The sequence below is a fragment of the Micromonospora sp. NPDC049203 genome (assembly GCF_043197215.1).
In the GTDB taxonomy this organism is placed as follows: domain Bacteria; phylum Actinomycetota; class Actinomycetes; order Mycobacteriales; family Micromonosporaceae; genus Micromonospora.
In genome coordinates this window covers 96,057-112,892 of record NZ_JBICSV010000009.1, presented here as the reverse complement: position 1 = coordinate 112,892, position 16,836 = coordinate 96,057, and the positions used below count along the sequence as shown (strand labels likewise).

13 protein-coding genes are annotated in these 16,836 nt (G+C 71.2%); 8 read left to right on the top strand and 5 right to left on the bottom strand.

Going from position 1 to position 16,836, the window contains the following annotated elements:
* Positions 1 to 715 precede the first annotated feature (715 nt).
* Positions 716 to 1,099 carry a PadR family transcriptional regulator gene (locus ACGFIA_RS23285; protein WP_357385747.1) on the bottom strand — a complete coding sequence of 128 codons (384 nt, stop codon included), beginning with the start codon at positions 1,097 to 1,099 and terminating at the stop codon, positions 716 to 718.
* 106 nt (positions 1,100 to 1,205) lie between these two features.
* On the opposite strand from ACGFIA_RS23285, the gene ACGFIA_RS23280 reads away from it, so the two are divergent.
* Together ACGFIA_RS23280 and ACGFIA_RS23275 are read left to right on the top strand one after the other, a co-directional pair.
* A complete protein-coding gene (locus ACGFIA_RS23280; RefSeq protein WP_393262003.1) occupies positions 1,206 to 2,453 on the top strand; it encodes an FAD-dependent oxidoreductase in 1,248 nt (415 codons plus the stop codon).
* Positions 2,454 to 2,461: 8 nt separating this feature from the next.
* Positions 2,462 to 2,950, top strand: coding sequence for a MarR family transcriptional regulator (locus tag ACGFIA_RS23275; protein WP_393262000.1), 489 nt, complete (start codon positions 2,462 to 2,464; stop codon positions 2,948 to 2,950).
* Between the two features lie 25 nt (positions 2,951 to 2,975).
* Here ACGFIA_RS23275 and mraY read toward each other — a convergent pair whose 3' ends face one another.
* On the bottom strand, positions 2,976 to 4,079 hold the full coding sequence (mraY, locus tag ACGFIA_RS23270; protein WP_393261997.1) for a phospho-N-acetylmuramoyl-pentapeptide-transferase: 1,104 nt from the start codon (positions 4,077 to 4,079) through the stop codon (positions 2,976 to 2,978).
* A gap of 210 nt (positions 4,080 to 4,289) precedes the next feature.
* Between mraY and ACGFIA_RS23265 the strand changes: the two genes are divergently transcribed.
* Positions 4,290 to 4,499, top strand: a complete 210-nt coding sequence (locus tag ACGFIA_RS23265; protein WP_357385739.1) for a hypothetical protein — start codon at positions 4,290 to 4,292, stop codon at positions 4,497 to 4,499.
* 89 nt (positions 4,500 to 4,588) lie between these two features.
* Positions 4,589 to 5,395 (top strand): aminoglycoside adenylyltransferase domain-containing protein, encoded by an 807-nt coding sequence (locus ACGFIA_RS23260; RefSeq protein ID WP_357471676.1) that lies wholly within the window; start codon positions 4,589 to 4,591, stop codon positions 5,393 to 5,395.
* Here ACGFIA_RS23260 and ACGFIA_RS23255 read toward each other — a convergent pair.
* Both ACGFIA_RS23255 and ACGFIA_RS23250 read right to left on the bottom strand, forming a co-directional pair.
* A complete protein-coding gene (locus ACGFIA_RS23255) occupies positions 5,392 to 6,540 on the bottom strand; it encodes an MFS transporter (protein WP_393261994.1) in 1,149 nt (382 codons plus the stop codon). The genes ACGFIA_RS23260 and ACGFIA_RS23255 overlap by 4 nt on opposite strands.
* Before the next feature lie 167 nt (positions 6,541 to 6,707).
* Positions 6,708 to 7,571, bottom strand: a complete 864-nt coding sequence (locus ACGFIA_RS23250; protein ID WP_357385733.1) for an aldo/keto reductase — start codon at positions 7,569 to 7,571, stop codon at positions 6,708 to 6,710.
* Between the two features lie 87 nt (positions 7,572 to 7,658).
* On the opposite strand from ACGFIA_RS23250, the gene ACGFIA_RS23245 reads away from it, so the two are divergent.
* Positions 7,659 to 8,072, top strand: a complete 414-nt coding sequence (locus ACGFIA_RS23245) for a nuclear transport factor 2 family protein (RefSeq protein WP_357385731.1) — start codon at positions 7,659 to 7,661, stop codon at positions 8,070 to 8,072.
* 8 nt (positions 8,073 to 8,080) lie between these two features.
* Here the strand turns inward: ACGFIA_RS23245 and ACGFIA_RS23240 are convergent, their stop codons facing one another.
* Entirely contained in the window at positions 8,081 to 9,058 is a 978-nt protein-coding gene (locus ACGFIA_RS23240) for an aminoglycoside phosphotransferase (protein ID WP_357385729.1), read from the bottom strand.
* A 540-nt stretch (positions 9,059 to 9,598) separates the two neighbouring features.
* Between ACGFIA_RS23240 and ACGFIA_RS23235 the strand changes: the two genes are divergently transcribed.
* The 3 genes from ACGFIA_RS23235 to ACGFIA_RS23225 form a co-directional block, all read left to right on the top strand.
* Positions 9,599 to 12,664 carry a hypothetical protein gene (locus ACGFIA_RS23235; RefSeq protein WP_357385727.1) on the top strand — a complete coding sequence of 1,022 codons (3,066 nt, stop codon included), beginning with the start codon at positions 9,599 to 9,601 and terminating at the stop codon, positions 12,662 to 12,664.
* Positions 12,665 to 12,980: 316 nt separating this feature from the next.
* Positions 12,981 to 14,318, top strand: a complete 1,338-nt coding sequence (locus tag ACGFIA_RS23230) for a hypothetical protein (protein WP_357385725.1) — start codon at positions 12,981 to 12,983, stop codon at positions 14,316 to 14,318.
* The coding region (locus ACGFIA_RS23225) for a tetratricopeptide repeat protein (protein ID WP_393261990.1) at positions 14,311 to 16,836 on the top strand (2,526 nt) is incomplete at its 3' end. The genes ACGFIA_RS23230 and ACGFIA_RS23225, both read left to right, overlap by 8 nt.

Here is a 16,836-nt window from a genome sequence, read left to right as displayed (position 1 = left end):
CGCTGATCGGCCGTCGCCACCCACAGGAAGGCCGCCACGCCGACGATCACCATGGCGGCGGCTGCCGCCCGCACGCCCGGGTCGGCCATGCGGAAGCCGCCCGCGGGGATCAGGTGCAGGGCGAGTATGCCGGCGGTGACCAGAACTGCGTTCGCCCGCGGCGCCGGCGGCACGTCCGCCGGACGCCGCAGGCCCAGAATGATCAGAGGCGCGGCGACGATCGGCGCCCACCACTGTGGCAGGCCGTTGGAGAACAGGTACGTGGAGATCACGGTCGGCACCACCGCCGCAGCCACCGCCAGGGCGGCAGCGGTACGGGCGCGGCCCGCGACGAGCGCCACCAGCGCGGCGATCAGCACGATCTCGTGGACGCCCTGATTCTTGACGACGGTCAGGGGGTCCGAGAGTCCGCCGAACTGGAATGCCTCGATGATGTCGTCCAGGCCGATGAGCACACCCAACGCCAGCACCGCCATGGCGCCCAGGTGGATGCCCTGCCAGAACAGCACGGCGGTGGGCCGGGGCGCGGTGCTGCCACCGTGTACCCGTAGGGCGCCGCGGATCAGCGATGCCGCCTGCCGGAGGCTGGGCCAGCGGCGGGTGGTCGGTTCGTCGCCGATCAGCGTGTCGATCAGCTCGTCGGCGCGTTCGCGGCGGTAGTCGGCGGGGTAGGCCCGCAGCAGCATCCGGTAGCGCTTTTCCAAGACATCGGAACTCATGCTGGTCTGATCCTCGCGGTAGAAGGTTGACGGGCGATTGCCTGCGATGCGACCCGGCGTGGCAGGCGGTCCATGACCACCCGGGCGGCCTGGGCGAGCCGGTCGGCCTCTTCGGTGAGTACGCGACAGCCCTCGTCGGTGAGCCGGTAGTAGCGACGGGCACGCCCGTTGACGATCTCCTCACCGTCGGTGGTGACGAGTCCTTCGCCGAGCAGCCGGTCGATCACGGAGTACAGCGATCCGGCGGCGAGGGTCACCCGCCCGTCGGACAGCTCATTGACCCGCTTGATCACGGCATAACCGTGGAGCGGTCCGCCGAGCAGAGCAGCAAGGACGAAGTAAGACGGTTCCCGTAGCGCGGGACGCGAAGCTGATCCCATGAGCCGAATATACAAGCAACTTGAGTATCAGTCCAGAGTGACCATGCACAGTGGCGCGTCCTGCGACGACCTTGCCCGAATCATCTTAATGATTAAGATAACCGCCATGAGTGCATCGACAGGCTTCTCAGTGGCGATCGCCGGCGCCGGCCTCTCCGGCCTCTGCCTCGCCCAGTACCTGATGCGCGCCGGCATCGACGTGCACGTCTACGAGCGGGACCCGGGCCCCTTCATCCGGCGGCAGGGCTACCGGATCATTCTCGACCGGTACGGGCTGGCGGCACTGCGCGAGAGCCTGCCGCGCCCGCTGTACCGCCTGGCGCTGGCCACCGGCGACGAGCCCGGCGGGCAGCTGCGCTTCACCGACAGGCGGCTGCGGGACGCCTTCACCGTCACCTTCAAGGACGACCCGCACGAGACCCGTCAGGTGGACCGGCTGACCCTGCGGTCGATCCTGCAGTCCGGGCTGGACGGGCGCATCCACTACGGCAAGACCGCCGTCGCGGTGGACAGCGGCGGCCCGGCCGGGCTGCGGCTGCGGTTCTCCGACGGCGGGGCCGCAGCCGCGACGGTCGTGGTGGGCGCGGACGGCGTCGGCTCGGCGCTACGCGCGCAGCTGGTGCCGGACGCCGACCCGGCGGACACCCCGATGGCGGGCATCTACGGCCGGTCACCGCTGTGGCGCGACGGCGCGAGCGTCATCCCGGACGCACTGCGTACCAGCGGGGTCCTGGCCATCGCCGACCGGCCGGGCAGCGCCTTCTTCTTCACCTCCATGCGGTTCGGCGAGAGCCCACGGGAGGCGTTCGCGCGCCTGGCCCCGGGCAGCTACGCCCCCACCGGCGACGACTACGTCATGTGGGCGCTCCTGCTGCGGCGCGACGAGCTGCCCGGCGGCGTACGCGGTGACCTGCGGGCACTGCGGCACCTGGCGGCCAGCCGGAGCAGGGACTTCCACCCGCTCGCCCGGCGGCTGGTCGACACGGCCGAACTGGACGCCACGGTGCTGAACCTCTTCGCCACCGGGCGGCGGCCGATCCGGTGGGCGGTCCCCCGGGCGACGATGATGGGCGACGCCGTGCACGTCATGCCGCCGTTCGGCGCGCACGGCGGCAACACCGCGCTCCGCGACGCCGCCCTGCTCGGCCGGCGACTGGTCGACGCCCGGGACAACGGCACACCCGTGGAGGAGGCGATCGCCGGTTACCAGGACGAGATGGTGCCGTACGCCTTCCGCGCCGTCGACACCGCCGGCAAGCTGATGCACCGTCTCACCGGCGGCGCGGCGGCGCCGCACTGGGTGCTGACCCGCGTGTTACCTCGGCTGCACCGGGTCACCGTGCCGGAGGCATGATTGCCCGCATGTCCCGTGATCCGGCCCGTGCCTCAGCGGTCGCCGCCCTCATGCGCGCCGGGCGGGAGACGTCGCGGCTGTCCATGGTGTTCCGGTACGCCATCGCGGAGCGGCTGGGCCTCACCGTGAGCGATCTGGAATGCCTCGACTACCTGGCCGACGCCGGGTCCGCCACGGCGGGGCAGATCGCCGGACGGACCAACCTCACCACCGGCGCGGTCACCAGCATGCTCCGCCGGCTCCAGCAGGCCGGCTACGTCACGGCCGAACGCGACCCGGCAGACCGGCGGCGCGTCGTCGTCACGATACGGCCGGAGCGGGTCGCCGACCTGGAGCGGCCGTACGAGCGTTTCGCCGAGCGGGCGGAACGGCTCGTCGAGGGCTACAGCGTCGAGGAGGTCGGGCTGCTGGTCCGGCACCACGACCGCCTCCAGGCGATGTACCTCGCGGAGTTGGACCACCTCCGCGACGGCGACACCGCGCAGTGGTCCGCCTGAGCCGGCGTCTCCTGTCGCTCCGCCGCTATCCCACAGCCGCCAGGAAGTCCGAGTAGAACAGGCCCAGGCCGGTCGCGACGCAGACTCCGGCCACGATCCAGAATCGGACCACGATGGTGGACTCGCTCCATCCGGCCAGCTCGAAGTGGTGGTGCAGCGGCACCATCCGGAAGACCCGCTTGCCGGTGGTCCGGTACGAGACGATCTGGATCACCCAGGTCGTGGTGATGATGACGAACAGCCCGCCGATCAGGATCGAGAGCAGCGTCGTACGGGTCACCACCGCGAGCCCGCCGATCAGGCCGCCCAGCCCGAGCGCGCCCACGTCCCCCATGAAAATCCGCGCCGGGGACGTGTTCCACCACAGGAAGCCCACGCAGGCGCCGGCCGCCGCGGCCGCGATCATGGCGATCTCCAGCGGATCGCGGACCTGGTAGCAGTACTCGTTCACGCGGGCGTACCCGTCGTCGGCGCACCAGTGCCGGTACTGCCAGAAGCCGACCAGCGAGTACGCGCCGAGCACCAGGATCGACGCGCCGGTGGCCAGGCCGTCGAGGCCGTCGGTGAGATTCACACCGTTGGACATCGCCGTGATCACGAAGATGAAGACCAGGACCGCGCCGACCTTGCCGACATCCAGCCAGCTGATGTCGCGGATGAGCGAGATGTGCTCACTGGCCACGGTCTGGCCGTTCGTGCTCGGCACGTACAGCGCGGCCACCCCGAACCCGCCGCCGACGAGGGCCTGCCCGAGCAGCTTGCCCTTTGCGGACAGCCCGTCGGAGTTGCGCCGGCGCACCTTGAGGAAGTCGTCGAAGAAGCCGACCGCGCCGCAGAAGACGAACAACCCGAGCAGCACCAGGGCCGTCATGGTGGGCCCCTCCTGCGCGATCTGCCGTTCGGGCAGGGTGGTCAGGGCGAGGTGCCCGGCGACGTACGCGAGGACCGTCGCCACGATGAAGACGACGCCGCCCATCGTGGGCGTGCCCACCTTGCCCTCGTTGCTGGCCAGCCCGATGGACCGGATCGGCTGACCTGCCTTCAGCGCGCTGAAGACGCGCACCGCCACCGGCGTACCGAAAAGGGAGATGACGAAGGCGACAGCGGCCGCGACGATGACCGCCCTCACCGGCGGGCCTCCGCGAGATCCGGGTTCCGCACCGCGTCCCCATCACCCTTCCCGACCGGCGCGTGACGTGCCGACCTGAGCCGCCGGCGCTGACGGATCTTCGCGAAGTCATCGATCACGACACCTGAGCTTGCCATCCGGCGGCGGAGGGGGCAGCCCCGCGACCGCCAGCACGCCGAAGGTGGCGCGTATGCCGTAGCGTCAACGAGCATGAGAACGATGCTGGTGTCGCTCGCGGTGGTCGTGGTGACGGTGCTGGCACTCGTCGTCTTCGTCGCCCGGCGCGACCGGACGAGGCGCCCGTCGGACGAGGATTCGGCTGCGGTCCGCCGGGCCGGCGCCGACCAGCACCGGCACGATGCACAGCGTCAGGCCGGGGCGGGCATCGCGGAGCGGCACCGCAATTCGCCGAGCGTGTAGGCGCGGCCCGCGGATGATCCGCGCGGCAAAGCGTGCCGGATCGGTCTACTCGGTGGCGGCACCGGCGGTGCGTGGCGCAGGATCGCCTGGTGGTCCTACCCGACATGGTTCTGGCCGACCTCCGCGAGGCGTGGTGCCGTGCGCTTGCCGACCGGCTGCGCGGCCTCTACCTGCACGGCTCGCTCGTGGCAGGGGACTTCGCCGCCGACCGCAGCGACCTCGACCTGCTCGCGGTACTCGCGAGCGACCCGGACGAGAAGCTCCTCGGCGTACTCGCCGGGCTGCACGCGGACCTCGACCGGCGGCACCCGCAGTGGGCGGGCCGGATCGAAGTGGAGTACGTGTCACTGGACGCGGTCCGCGACGTCGGCGGCCGGGACCACCTGATCGCCCGGATCAGCCCCGGGGAGTCGCTGCACCTGCTACCCGCCACCACCCACCGCGTCGTGACCTGGGCCGCCGTACACGACTACGGCCGTACGCTGCTGGGACCCCCTGCCGACGAACTGCTGCCCGCCGTCGAACCCGACCGCGTCCGCGCCGCCCTGCTGGACCACGTCCGTGACTGGCCCACCTGGGTGACCCAGATGACCACGCCCGGAGCCCAGGCGTACGCGGTACTCACCCTCTGCCGCGCCTACCAACGTCTGCGCAACGGCCGGCAACTGTCCAAACGGCAGGCCGCCGACCAGACCGCCACCGCCTGCCCCCGCTGGGCCGACCTCGCCGTCTGGGCCCGCGACTGGTGGTACGACTCCGGCCAGGACACCGACCCCGGCCGGGCCGACGACGTCCGGGACTTCGTGCACGGGGTCAGCGCCGCCATCCTGGCCCCGACCGATGGTGGGCAGTGGCGCGGGACGGACCGCGACGCAGCGCCGAAGCCGCCGGGCTAGCCGGCCACGACCGGCTCCGGACGCGTCCGTTCACCCCATCGGACGACCGCCGGGGCGACCAGACCGACCGCGACGAAGACGGCGCCCATCAGCAGCCAACCGGGGGCGCCCCAGGCGATGCAGAGCAGGCCCAGGACGGAAGGGGCGGCGACGTTGGCCAGCCCCGCGCCGAGACCGGCGACTCCCGTGTACTGCCCCTGCGCGTGTGCGGGCGCGAGGAGGAACTGCAACTCGAGCGAGCCCGCCGTGTGCCACAGCTCGCCCACCGTGTGCGCGGCGACTCCCAGCGTCATCAATGCCACGGCGAGCCATCCGGGCATCGTCGACGTGGCGGCGATCAGGGCCATCCCCACCAGGAACGCCAACCCGGAGCGACGGATGGCCCGCCCGGCCGCCGGACCGGTGTCGATCCCCCTGCTCGCCCTGACCTGGAGCGCCGCCACGAGAGCGGTGTTGACGAGCACGGCCGCCCCGACGAACCAGCGCGGAGCGTCGGTACGCGAGATGATCCACACCGGCAGCGCGAAGACCAGCACCTGGCCCTGAATTCCCATGACCGCGTCGAGCACGGTGACGGCCATGTACGGCTTGTCCTTCAGTGCTATCCAGCGTCCGCTCGTGCGGGGTACCGCGATGGGCGGCAGTGAGGGCAGCCGGGTGATGACGGCGGCGCACGCCACGAAGCTGACGGCGTTGCCGACGACCAGGGTCAGGTAGGCGGCGCGGGTGTCCAGTTGCACCGCGGCGCCGGCGACGAGGGCACCGCAGGCTCCGGCGAGGTTGGCAACCGAACGGAGGTAGGCGCGGAACTGGGTCAGGTTCGCGCCGCCGAAGCCGCGCACCAGCGGGCCGCGTGACGCCCCGCCGGCTGACTGGGCGAGCTGGTTGAGGCAGACCAGGACGACGAACGGCCAGAACGTGTGGACGAAGACGAGGGCGGCCGTGGTGGTGGCTCGGACGACAAGCGTCAGCAGATAGATCTCGCGCGGGCCCCGCCGATCGGCGAGATGCCCCGTCGGGATCCCGGCGAGCATCCCGACGAGCGCCGCGATGCCCATCCCCAGGGCCACCTGCGCGAGGGGAAGCCCGACGGCGCGGGTGAAGAAGAGCACGGCGCTCGTCATGAAGACGCCGATTCCCACCATGTTGACGAAGGTCGCGACGGCCAGGACGCGCCGAGGGCCGCGCTCGGGGACGAGTCCTCGAGCCGCCAGCCAGGAGCCGCGCGGCGGAGGAGTGGAGTGGGACGTGACCGCTGCCCGCAAAGGGGGAAACCTTCCGTCGAGGGTCGTGGACTCCTGGCGGGGCGCCGCTAGTCGAGGCCGGCCAGTTCCTCCGGCGACAGGCGCAGCGCCCCGGCGGCTAGGTTCTCGACCAGATGGTCGGGGTCGCCCGTGCCGGGGATGGCCAGCATGTGCGGTCCGCGGCTGAGGGTCCACGCGATCCGCACCTGTGCCGGCGTCGCCCCGTGGGCCCGGGCGACGGCCGCCACCGCCTCGTTCGTGGCCACCCCGCCGGCCTCACGTCCGTCGCCGGCGATCGCGAAGAACGGCACGAAGGCGACGCCCTGCTCCCCGCAGGTGCGCACGAGCTGGTCGTGCACGCGCCGGGTGTCGACGCCGTACGGGTTCTGCACGCAGACCACCGGGGCGATCGCCTGTGCCTGCGCGAGGTGCTGCGGGCGGATGTTCGACAGGCCGAGATGCCGGATGAGGCCGGCGTCGCGCAGGTCGGCCAGCGCGCCGAAGTGTTCCGCGACCGACTCCAGCCCGTGCTGGCGCAGGTTGACCACGTCCAGGTGGTCCCGGCCGAGCTGGCGCAGGTTCTCCTCGACCTGTCCGCGCAGTTGGTCGGGGCGGGCCAGCGGCAGCCACTCTCCGGACGGGTCGCGGCCCGGCCCGACCTTCGTGGTGATGACCAGGTCGTCGGCGTACGGCGAGAGCGCCGTATTGATCAGCTCGTTGGCCGAACGCAGCGGCGAGAAGTAGAACGCCGCCGTGTCGATGTGGTTCACCCCGAGTTCGACCGCCCGGCGCAGCACGCCGATGACGCGCTCGCGGTCGCTCGCCACACCGCCCCTGCCGGTCAGGCGCATCGCGCCGAATCCGATCCGGTTGACGGTCAGGTCGCCGAGAGTCCAGGTACCTGCGGACGCCGCAGTGATTACGTTAGGCACCGGGCGAACCTAGCCACCGCAGATGACCTGCACAGCCGGTCATCTGCCCGATACCGCTCCCCGGAGATCGCTGTTAACTTATCTACAGTGAAGGACGATGGTTTTCCCGTTGGGAACGGCGACGCGGACAGCACCACGGTCGAGGACTTACGCACCGCTGAACGGCGTCTTCAACAAGCCCAGCTGTCCTCCGACGTTGCGGCGCTGGATCGGTTGATCGACGACCGCCTCGTGTTCACCGGGCCGGACGGCCGGCTCTACTCCAAGCAGGACGACCTGCACGCGCACCGGTCCGGCCAGCAGACGATGACCCGGGTCCACGAGGAGGACCTGGCGGCGCTCGTGGTCGGCGGCACCGGGGTGACATGGTTCCTCGGCACGCTGGAAGGCACCCTTGCCGGCGAGCCGTTCCTCGCCCGGGTCCGCTACACGCGCACATGGATCCTCGACGAGGACGAGGGGTGGCGCCTGCTCGCGGCACACGTCGGTCCGGCCGACTGAGGTCGCCGTCAGATCGCGGCGAGCGCCTTGTTGATGTTCCACTCGGCCAGGTCCAGCATCCACTTCCGATCCGGGAAGTCGGTGTCCGCGATCCGCAGTGGCCCTTCGATCAAGGACAACGTCTGCGCGTACCGGTACAACTCCAGCCGGTGGGGATCGAGATCGACCGGCCGAAGCGCCGGATACGTCTCACCGAAGCGCATCTGCAGCCAGGCGTGATCCCATTCGACATCGAAATACGCCAGCCCTTCGAAATCGATCATGACGGCCTCACCAGCCGGTGTGACGAGCACGTGATCCGGGCCGAGCTCACCGTGCACCAGCCCGTACTCCTCGCGTGCGGTGACCGCGCCCCTGAGGTGGCGTACGTGGGCGGCGACCCGGTGATGGGCGTCGGCCAGCCGGGCGTCGCGGGCCGCGGCCACGTCGAGATGGCCGAGCGCGCGGTCGACGATCACGTCCTCCGGGCGTCGAGCCTGGGACGCCTCACCCCGGCCGACGTCCGCGACCTTGCCGTAACGCGGGCCGAAGGCGGTGTGCATGCGACGCAGGGCGTCACCGAGCGCGGACAGCGGCGTGGCGGCGGCGGCCCGGTCGTGCTCCAGTAGCGCCTCCAGCCGCAGCGCGCCGGCGTCCTCGACGAGCGCGATGTCGGCGTCGAGGTGCCGGCGCTCCCGGTCGATCATCAGCAGGTGCGGTACGCGCACTCCCGCAGCGGTGAGCGCCGCGTGGCCGGCGGCGAAGAGATCCGCGCCCGAGGCATCGGTGAACGGGTCGTCCGGGACGGCCGGCGACGGTGGCCAGTAGTTCTCGTCCGTGGCCCACACGTACAGCATCACTGTTGTCCGGTCGTCAAGCCGAAGCCGGTAGACGCCCTTCTTGGTGCCGCCGGTGAGCCGGTCCAGGGCAGCGAGCCGCCGATCGGAGCCGAACTGTTCCGACACCAGGCCGTGCAGGTCATCCGGCCGCAGGAACCTACGCGTCATGGCCGCCTCTCCTCAGACCGAGGCAACCAGGCTGCCAGGCCGGGCGGCGGCACACAACCAAGTTGACGCACCGGACGGGCGGGGTCACGTCAGCCCCGGTTCACTCGGACACCTCCGGGCACTCGCCGAATCGGCCAGCGCGCCCGGGGCGACGGCCGGCGGTGGGGTGAGGCGGGGCGTCCGGGTGTACTCGGAGCAGGTCGGATAGGAGTTCTTCACATGGGCCGGGATGTGGTCCGGCGAGGTGTCGGTCATGCCGGGCAGTCAACCGGCATGCCGTCCCGGCCCGCCAGGGGCACCGGTCCCGGGCGACGCGGGACGGCGACACCCCACCGCGCGGTTGAGCGGCGGCGTCCGGCGGGTGCGGGACATCCACCCCTGGCCGGCGGGACGCACGCGGCCACAGGCTGCGCTCTGCGCTCACCGCCCGGTGGCGCGGAGTGATCCGGAGGAATCCCAGTGGGTGTGATGGTGTGGGCTCCCCGCCGCCGACGGCGATGGAGAGCACTTGTCGCCGCGGTCGTGGCGGCGGTGGTGGTCGTGTCCCCGACGCCGGCGGTGGCGGCTGAGGCGGTGGACTACGAGGCGGCGAAGTTCCACGACGGGGTGTTCGCCGCGTACCTGCGGGCGCACAACGGCGGCGTGGCGGGCCTGAAGAACCTGGTGGTCACCGCGGAACTGCTCGACTGGCGGGGCCGCAACGCCGGCGCGTCCCGCGACGACGTGGTGCGGCACCTGGTCGCCACGCGGCAGGCGGTCAACGCGGCGGGCATCTCCGACACCACCGCCCGCACCACGTACGCCACGGTGATCAAGCTGATCGACGCGCTCTCCGGCGTCCCCGGTGTCAGCATCGGAGCGCCGATGGTCAAGGGGCTGCTGGACGCCACCGTCGGCGGCACCATCACCGCCTCGGCCGAGGTCGAGGACGCGGTGACCAGCGCGTACCAGAACTACCGGTGGATGGATGCGCTCTACGCGCAGCAGGAACGCGCGTGGGGGCAGCTCACCCGGGCGGCGGCGCAGGACGCCGACCTCGCGGCGGCCTGGGACGGGGAGATCGGCGCGCAGCTCAACGTGCGCTCCACCGCGACCACCGAGCAACTGCTCGCCGACCCGCTGCTCGCCTCCTACGTCAACACCGAGGCGATCCTGGAGCACCTGGGCAACGAGCAGGCGTACCTCGCGGAGCTGCGCACGGAGCTGCGCGGCGCGTTGGAGAAGGTCGCCGAGCAGAACGCGGAGGTCATCAAGAAGCTGGCCGCCGCGGACCTGAAGTATCCGATCGGGCCCGGCCCCAAGCCGACGCCGCAGGACTACACGGCCGCGCTGGCCGAGGCCGCCGGCCGGCAGGTGGCGATCGACGCCGCCGAGTCCGCGGTGACCATCCTGGCCACGCTCGCCGGGTTCGCCGACGAGAAAGCCGGCAAGGAGGTGCTGGCGATCGGCAAGGCGGCGGTCGGCATCGCCACCGCCATCAACAAGTACCTGCCCACTGTGGCCGGTCTCAGCCTCAGCGACGCGATCGGGTCGCTGAGCACAGTGGTGCTGACCGGTAACGTGCTCGGCGCCGTGATGACCCTGCTGCCGATGTTCATGGGCTCCGGCCCGAGCGAGCACGAACTGGTGATGCAGGAGATCGGCAAGCTGCGCGAGCAGGTCGGCGAGCTGCGTACCGAGATGCACGAGCGGTTCGACCGGGTCGAGGCGATGCTCTCCGCGATCTACGACGACATCATGTCGGTCCTGCTGCGGATGCGCGACGACCTGAGCGGCGTGATCCGCGACATCGACGCGATCAAGCAGCAGATCTACGGCCTGGAGACGAAGGTCGACCAGCTCAGCCTCTCCATGCAGGAGGCGCTGAAGAAGAGCGCGCTGAACGACACCGAGTTCGTCATCAACACCTACGTCGGATACAAGGCGCGCACCGGGCGTCCCCTCTCGGTGGCCCAGTACGACGAGACGGAGGGCCGGCTGTTCACCTCCGCGACCTCCACGGCCGCGGGAGCGCCCTTCGTCCTCACGCCGGCGGAATGGTCGCAGTCGACTGTCGATCCGGTGCGGGTGCTCGACGAGAAGAGCCCCTACGGCGCCATCGACTACCTGTCCTACCTGGCCCGCACCTGGGATCCGTCGTACCCGGCCACCACGAAGACACCGCACGCCGGGGTCTGGACGATGTCGACGCGGCCCTTCACCGCCCTGGCGCTGGAGAACCCGGCGCTGGCCGGCGACATGACCGGCGACGACTCCTTCGCCGCCCGGATCGGCCGTTCCGGTCAGCAGATCGTGGACGCCTCCAGCCGGTTCAGCCGGCCCACCCCGGACGGGCACCGCAACGCGTTGTTCACCGGGCTGGTGGACAACTACAGGACGGCCGTCAACGCCCAGTCCACCGAGCTGCGCAAGCTGCGCGACTCGGTCACCAAGGGGGGATACAACCCGTGGTACGGGCCGGACCAGATGCCGCCGACCCGGTTGACGAACACCCGCTCGTACTGGACCGGCCAGCAGCCGCGTGCCTACAACGGGAACGGCACGATGGCCGGGTGCGCGCCGTTCAGTCCGCTGCCGGCCGTACGCATCCCCGCCAACGTGCGGCTCGCCGACCTGCCGAGCGCGTTCCAGTTGCTCGCCCACGGCACGAAGGAGCAGTTCGAGCCGCACTTCCGGATCTGCTACGACGCGGAGCTCGTCAACCACCGGACCACCACCGGGCCGCGCCTCGAGACCACCAGGGCGGACCTTCAACTGACTGTGCACGCCCAGATGAGCGTCAACCAGGGCAACTTCTGGATGGACGTACGGACGTGGCGCAACACGAAGAGCGCCGGCATCGTCTGCTCGTGGAGCACCCGGGACAACCCGCCCACCGGATACTGCTACGACGAGGTCTACTACATGACCTACGACGACGAGTCGGTGCACCTGCCGGCGTTCGAGGCGGGTGCCGGCTTCGCCGACAACCCCGAGCGGCTGACCATCGCGCGCCACCTGGCCGACCGGATGCTGTGGGGCAAGCAGAAGGAGTACTACCAGGTGGTCAACCGGAAGTTCGCGGACCCGACCTCGGATCTCCGCTCGGCCGCCAAGGACGTCACGAAGGCGTTCCGGCTGCTGCAGGCGTACACCAAGCTCGGTTTCCCGGTGGCGCTGGACTCCGACGCGTCGCTCAGCGCGTACCTGCTCGGCGGCAACCTGCTGCCGAGCGACTACCGCCACCCCGGCGCGCCGGTGGGGCGGGAACTGCCGGACACCCACATCAGCCGGGCGTACACCATCGCCGAGTCCGACTACGCGCCCTGCACGCAGGCGACGCCCGGCGACCCCTGCCCCGACACCATGTCGGAGATCGACCCCCGGGTCGGGCAGGCGCCCATCTTCGGACCGTCCTGCTCCGGCGCGGACAGCCCCGGCTCCCCCAACGAGTATCTGGGCAACTGCATCCACGCGGTCGCCATCGAGCGGGCCGGTGAGCTGGCGGCGATCTACGAGACGTACTCGCAGCGCCTCGCCGCGAACGTCTACCGGGAGCGGCTGCCCGAGGTCGCCGCGGTGATCGACCAGCTGCGGGTCAGCGGGAAGGCGGTCACGCAGAGCTGAACCCCCGGGGGTGGGGGGGGGGGGGGGGGGGGGGCCGCCGCCCCCCCGGGGGGGCGCCCGGGGGGGGGCGCCCCCCCCCCCCCCCCCCCCCCCCCCCCCCCCGCCTGTTCGGCCTGACGGCAGGGGTACGTAGTGAGGCACGGCAGGCGGTCCCCGTGTCGGAACCACGACTCGTTCTCCCGGATCATCGCCACTGCCACGCAAATACACTTCACGTCACTGATCGGACCGCCGTCAATCTCGATCATCGAGGCGGAAGGGCAGACACTTGCAGCGACACCCCGTTACGGATCTCGTCGTGGTGGTTCCGGGCATCATGGGCAGCGCTCTGGCCAGAAATGGCGATCCGGTATGGGACGTGTCGCCGGCCGCCGGTTGGCGAGGACTGGTGAGCGCTCTCGGCTCAGTCGCCGCGCTGCGTCTGCCCAGCGACATCGGCGACGAGCATCCGGGAGACGGGGTGGTTGCCGTCGACGTTCTGGGTGGGGTGCACGTCATCCCCGGCGTGTGGTCTCCGGTGGTCGGTTACCGGCGGTTGGTGCGTTGGCTGCGGCAGCGGTTCACCCTGGACCCGACGGAGGCAGGCCGTACGGGCAACCTCGTCGTCTTCCCCTACGACTGGCGCCTGTCCAACCGGTACAACGCCACAGAACTGGAGCGGGTGGTGGTGCCGGCGCTGGAGCGCTGGCGCGGGGCCGGGCATCCACAGGCCCGGCTGGTGTTCATCTGCCACTCCATGGGCGGCCTGGTGGTCCGGTACTTCCTGGAGGTGCTGGGCGGGGCGGCGATGTGCCGATCGCTGGTGACCATGGGCACTCCGTACCGGGGTTCACTTCCGGCACTGCGGTATCTGGTGGACGGGCTGAGGGTGCGGGATCGGGAACTCGCGAGGCTCACCGCCCTGGCGCGAAGCCTGCCCTCGCTGCATCAGTTGGTGCCGACCTATGCCTGCGTGGCCCAACCGGACGGGCTGCAGTACGTGCGGGATGTTCCCGTCGAAGGTCCGGACAAGGCCCTGCTGGCCGATGCGGAAGCCTTTCATCGTGAGATCGCGGACGGCGTTCGCGATCGCTGTGACACATCCCCGTACGAGATTCACCCGATCATCGGTTTCGCCCAGCCCACGCCGACCGTCATGCTTCCCGACGGCGACGGATATGTGTGGTCGAATGAGATCGACGGGCAGGACGAGGGCGGCGACGGCCGGGTGCCGTTCCTGTCCGCCGTGCCGCCCGAGCTTCAGGGCAAGGGGCCACGGGAGCGGGCCCACCTGCAGGCCCACGGCGCCCTCCCGGACGACCGGGGCGTACGTGAGGGGATCGAGTTCGCCCTCACCCAGATCCGCCGGTTCCATCGCGGCCCGAGTGACCCGCGAGCCTTCGGGGTGCGGGTGCCGGAGATGGTGTCGCCGGGTGAACCCCTCACGGTGACCGTTACCGCCGACAGTGACGAGCTGGCGCTGGCGGTGACGATCACCGATGCGTACGCCACCGCAGCACCGCCAGCGGTGACCATGGCCAACCGCGGCCAGGGCCGTTACACCCGCGCCGTCGGAGGTCTCCCACCCGGTCTGTACGAGGTGGCTGTGGCACCCCGAGGCGGCGGGCAGCCGGTGACCAGGCACGTGATGGTGTGGGACGGCCAGGATGGATGACCAGGGGCCGGCACGCTACTTCCTCGGTGTCGCGGTGGAGGACTACCTCCCGGTGTCGGGGCAGCAGCCGCTGGACGGGGCGCGGGACCAGATGGACGCACTGGCCGACAGGCTGGGCGAGTTCGGTTTCCGGACCACCCGGATCGATGACCCGCGCCACGAGAGCCTGCCGGGCCAGCTCGCTGCCTGGCGGGCAGCCAGCGTTGCCGCGGGCCAGCCGGCAGCGGCGTTGGTGGCCTGGTCGAGCCACGCGAGGAAGGACGACGACGGCCAGCTGCATCTGCTGGCCATCGACAGTGACCCGGCCTTCTCCGACACCAGTTACGAGCCGCGGAAGCTGGCCGAACACGCCCGAGCCGTCGCCGACCAGGCCCTGATCGTGCTGGACACCTGCTACGCGGGCGCCGGGACGGTCGAGGTGGCCCGAAAGACCATCGCCGCGTGGGCCCGCCAGTCACTGCCGCCGGGGCGCCGAGCCTGGCTGGGGGTGCTGGCCGCCGCGCAACCCGACGAAGAAGCCGACGGGCAGGGCCTGCTCGTCGATCAGCTCACCCGGTTGCTCACCGACGGGCCGACGGGCGCCTACCGCGCCCAGTGGGCAGTGCGTACCAGAGGCATCACCGGAAGTGACCTGATTCAGGCCGCACTGCGGGAATGGCCGGACGACTGCGGCCAACGTCTGGTGGATGTGCAGACTGGTGACGCACTGCCCGTGTTCCACAACCCCCGATGGCGGCCCACCAGCCGGCCGGAGCTGGTGGAGCATCTGGTCCGAGCGGCCCAGGGCGGTGACCGGCTCGACGAGGGCTGGTTCTTCACCGGCCGCCACGCCGTCCTGACCGACATCGTCGGCTGGCTCAGGCAGCCACAGCCCGGCATCTACACGGTCACCGGCCCGGCCGGCTGCGGCAAGTCAGCCGTGGTGGGACGCATAGCCGCCCTGTCCGACCCGACGCGGCGAGCGGACCTGTTTCGACACGCGCCTCTCGACGCTGAAGACGCCGACCCGGGCACCGGCAGCGTCGATGCCGCCGTGCACCTGCGTGGACTGGACGTGTCAGCCACCATCACCAGCCTGGCTCACGACCTCGGCCTGGCGCAGCCGGCCACACCCGCCGAACTCGTCGCCGAGGTGTCCCGGCTGGACGTGCCCCCGGTCATCGTCCTGGACGGTCTGGACGAGGCGGCACCAGCTCAGGCCGGCCAGTTGCGTATGGATCTGATCGAGCCACTGGGCCGGGTGGCCAAGATCCTGCTGGCCACCCGGGCCCGAGCCTACGAAGCCCGAATCGCCGACGGGCGGGAGACCACCGAGCAGGGTGACGCGGCGTTGACGATGGTCCCGCAGAGCAGCAGGGTCTTCGACCTGGCGGCGGAGTCTCACGCCGAGCAGGACATCGCCGACTACGCACGGCGACGCCTGGCCGGCGGTGGTCACCCCGACGAGCAGGTCGACCTGGTGGCTGCGGAGATCGCCCGGCGCGCGGTCGGCGACGCCGGCGGGTTCCTCTACGCGCGTATCGTCACCGGCACCCTTGCCCGGCGCATGCTGAACCCCACCCGGCAGGGCTGGGCCACGCTGCTCGGCGGGTCGATCACCGAGGCGTTCGCCGCCGACCTCGCCACCGTCGACCCGATCGAGATCGAGGGCAGGCCGGTCCCCGCGGCCGGCGAGGACCTGCTGCGGGCGCTGGCCTGGGCGCAGGGGCGTGGACTGCCGGCGGGCGAGCTCTGGCAGCGCATGGCCACGACTCTGGGAACGACAGGCGTCGCGTACGGGCCGGACGTGGTGGACGCGGTCCTCGAGCGCTACGGCCGCTACATCGTCGAGGACGAGCAGGACGGACGAGCCGTCTACCGGCTCTACCACAGGGAGTTCGTCACCCATCTCCGTTCGGTGACACAAACGGTGGCGGGCCGCCCCACGGCGGAGGTGGCCGCGGAAGCGGTCCTCCGGCTGCTGCTCGAGCAGACAGACGACGGGCGACGGCCCGATCAGGCCGATCCCTACCTGCGACGCTACCTCTCCGCCTACGCCGTGCAGGCCGGCGCGCAGGGTCTCGCCCCGCTGCGGCGGCTGGCCGAGGCCAACCCCGACGCCTGGCTACCCGACCTCGCCTCGTCCCTGAACAACCTCGGCAACAGGCTCGCCGAGGCCGGGCGACGCGAGGAAGCCCTCGCCCCCACCGAGGAAGCCGTCACCATCCGGCGGCGGCTGGCCCAGAACAACCCCGACGCCTGGCTGCCCGACCTCGCCTCGTCCCTGAACAACCTCGGCGTCAGGCTCGCCGAGGCCGGGCGACGCGAGGAAGCTCTCGCCCCCACCGAGGAAGCCGTCACCATCTACCGTCGGCTGGCCCAGACCAACCCCGACGCCTGGCTGCCCAACCTCGCCGCCTCCCTGAACAACCTCGGCGTCAGCCTCGCCGAGGCCGGGCGACGCGAGGAAGCCCTCGCCCCCACCGAGGAAGCCGTCACCATCCGGCGGCGGCTGGCCCAGAACAACCCCGACGCCTGT

Excerpts from the sequence above, each read along its gene's own strand:
- ACGFIA_RS23255 (WP_393261994.1), bottom strand. The coding sequence starts at position 6,540 with ATGGTGGGAATCGGCGTCTTCATGACGAGCGCCGTGCTCTTCTTCACC.
- ACGFIA_RS23240 (WP_357385729.1), bottom strand. The coding sequence starts at position 9,058 with ATGACGCGTAGGTTCCTGCGGCCGGATGACCTGCACGGCCTGGTGTCG.
- ACGFIA_RS23275 (WP_393262000.1), top strand. The coding sequence starts at position 2,462 with ATGTCCCGTGATCCGGCCCGTGCCTCAGCGGTCGCCGCCCTCATGCGC.
- ACGFIA_RS23280 (WP_393262003.1), top strand. The coding sequence starts at position 1,206 with ATGAGTGCATCGACAGGCTTCTCAGTGGCGATCGCCGGCGCCGGCCTC.
- ACGFIA_RS23230 (WP_357385725.1), top strand. The coding sequence starts at position 12,981 with ATGGGCAGCGCTCTGGCCAGAAATGGCGATCCGGTATGGGACGTGTCG.
- ACGFIA_RS23285 (WP_357385747.1), bottom strand. The coding sequence starts at position 1,099 with ATGGGATCAGCTTCGCGTCCCGCGCTACGGGAACCGTCTTACTTCGTC.
- ACGFIA_RS23265 (WP_357385739.1), top strand. The coding sequence starts at position 4,290 with ATGAGAACGATGCTGGTGTCGCTCGCGGTGGTCGTGGTGACGGTGCTG.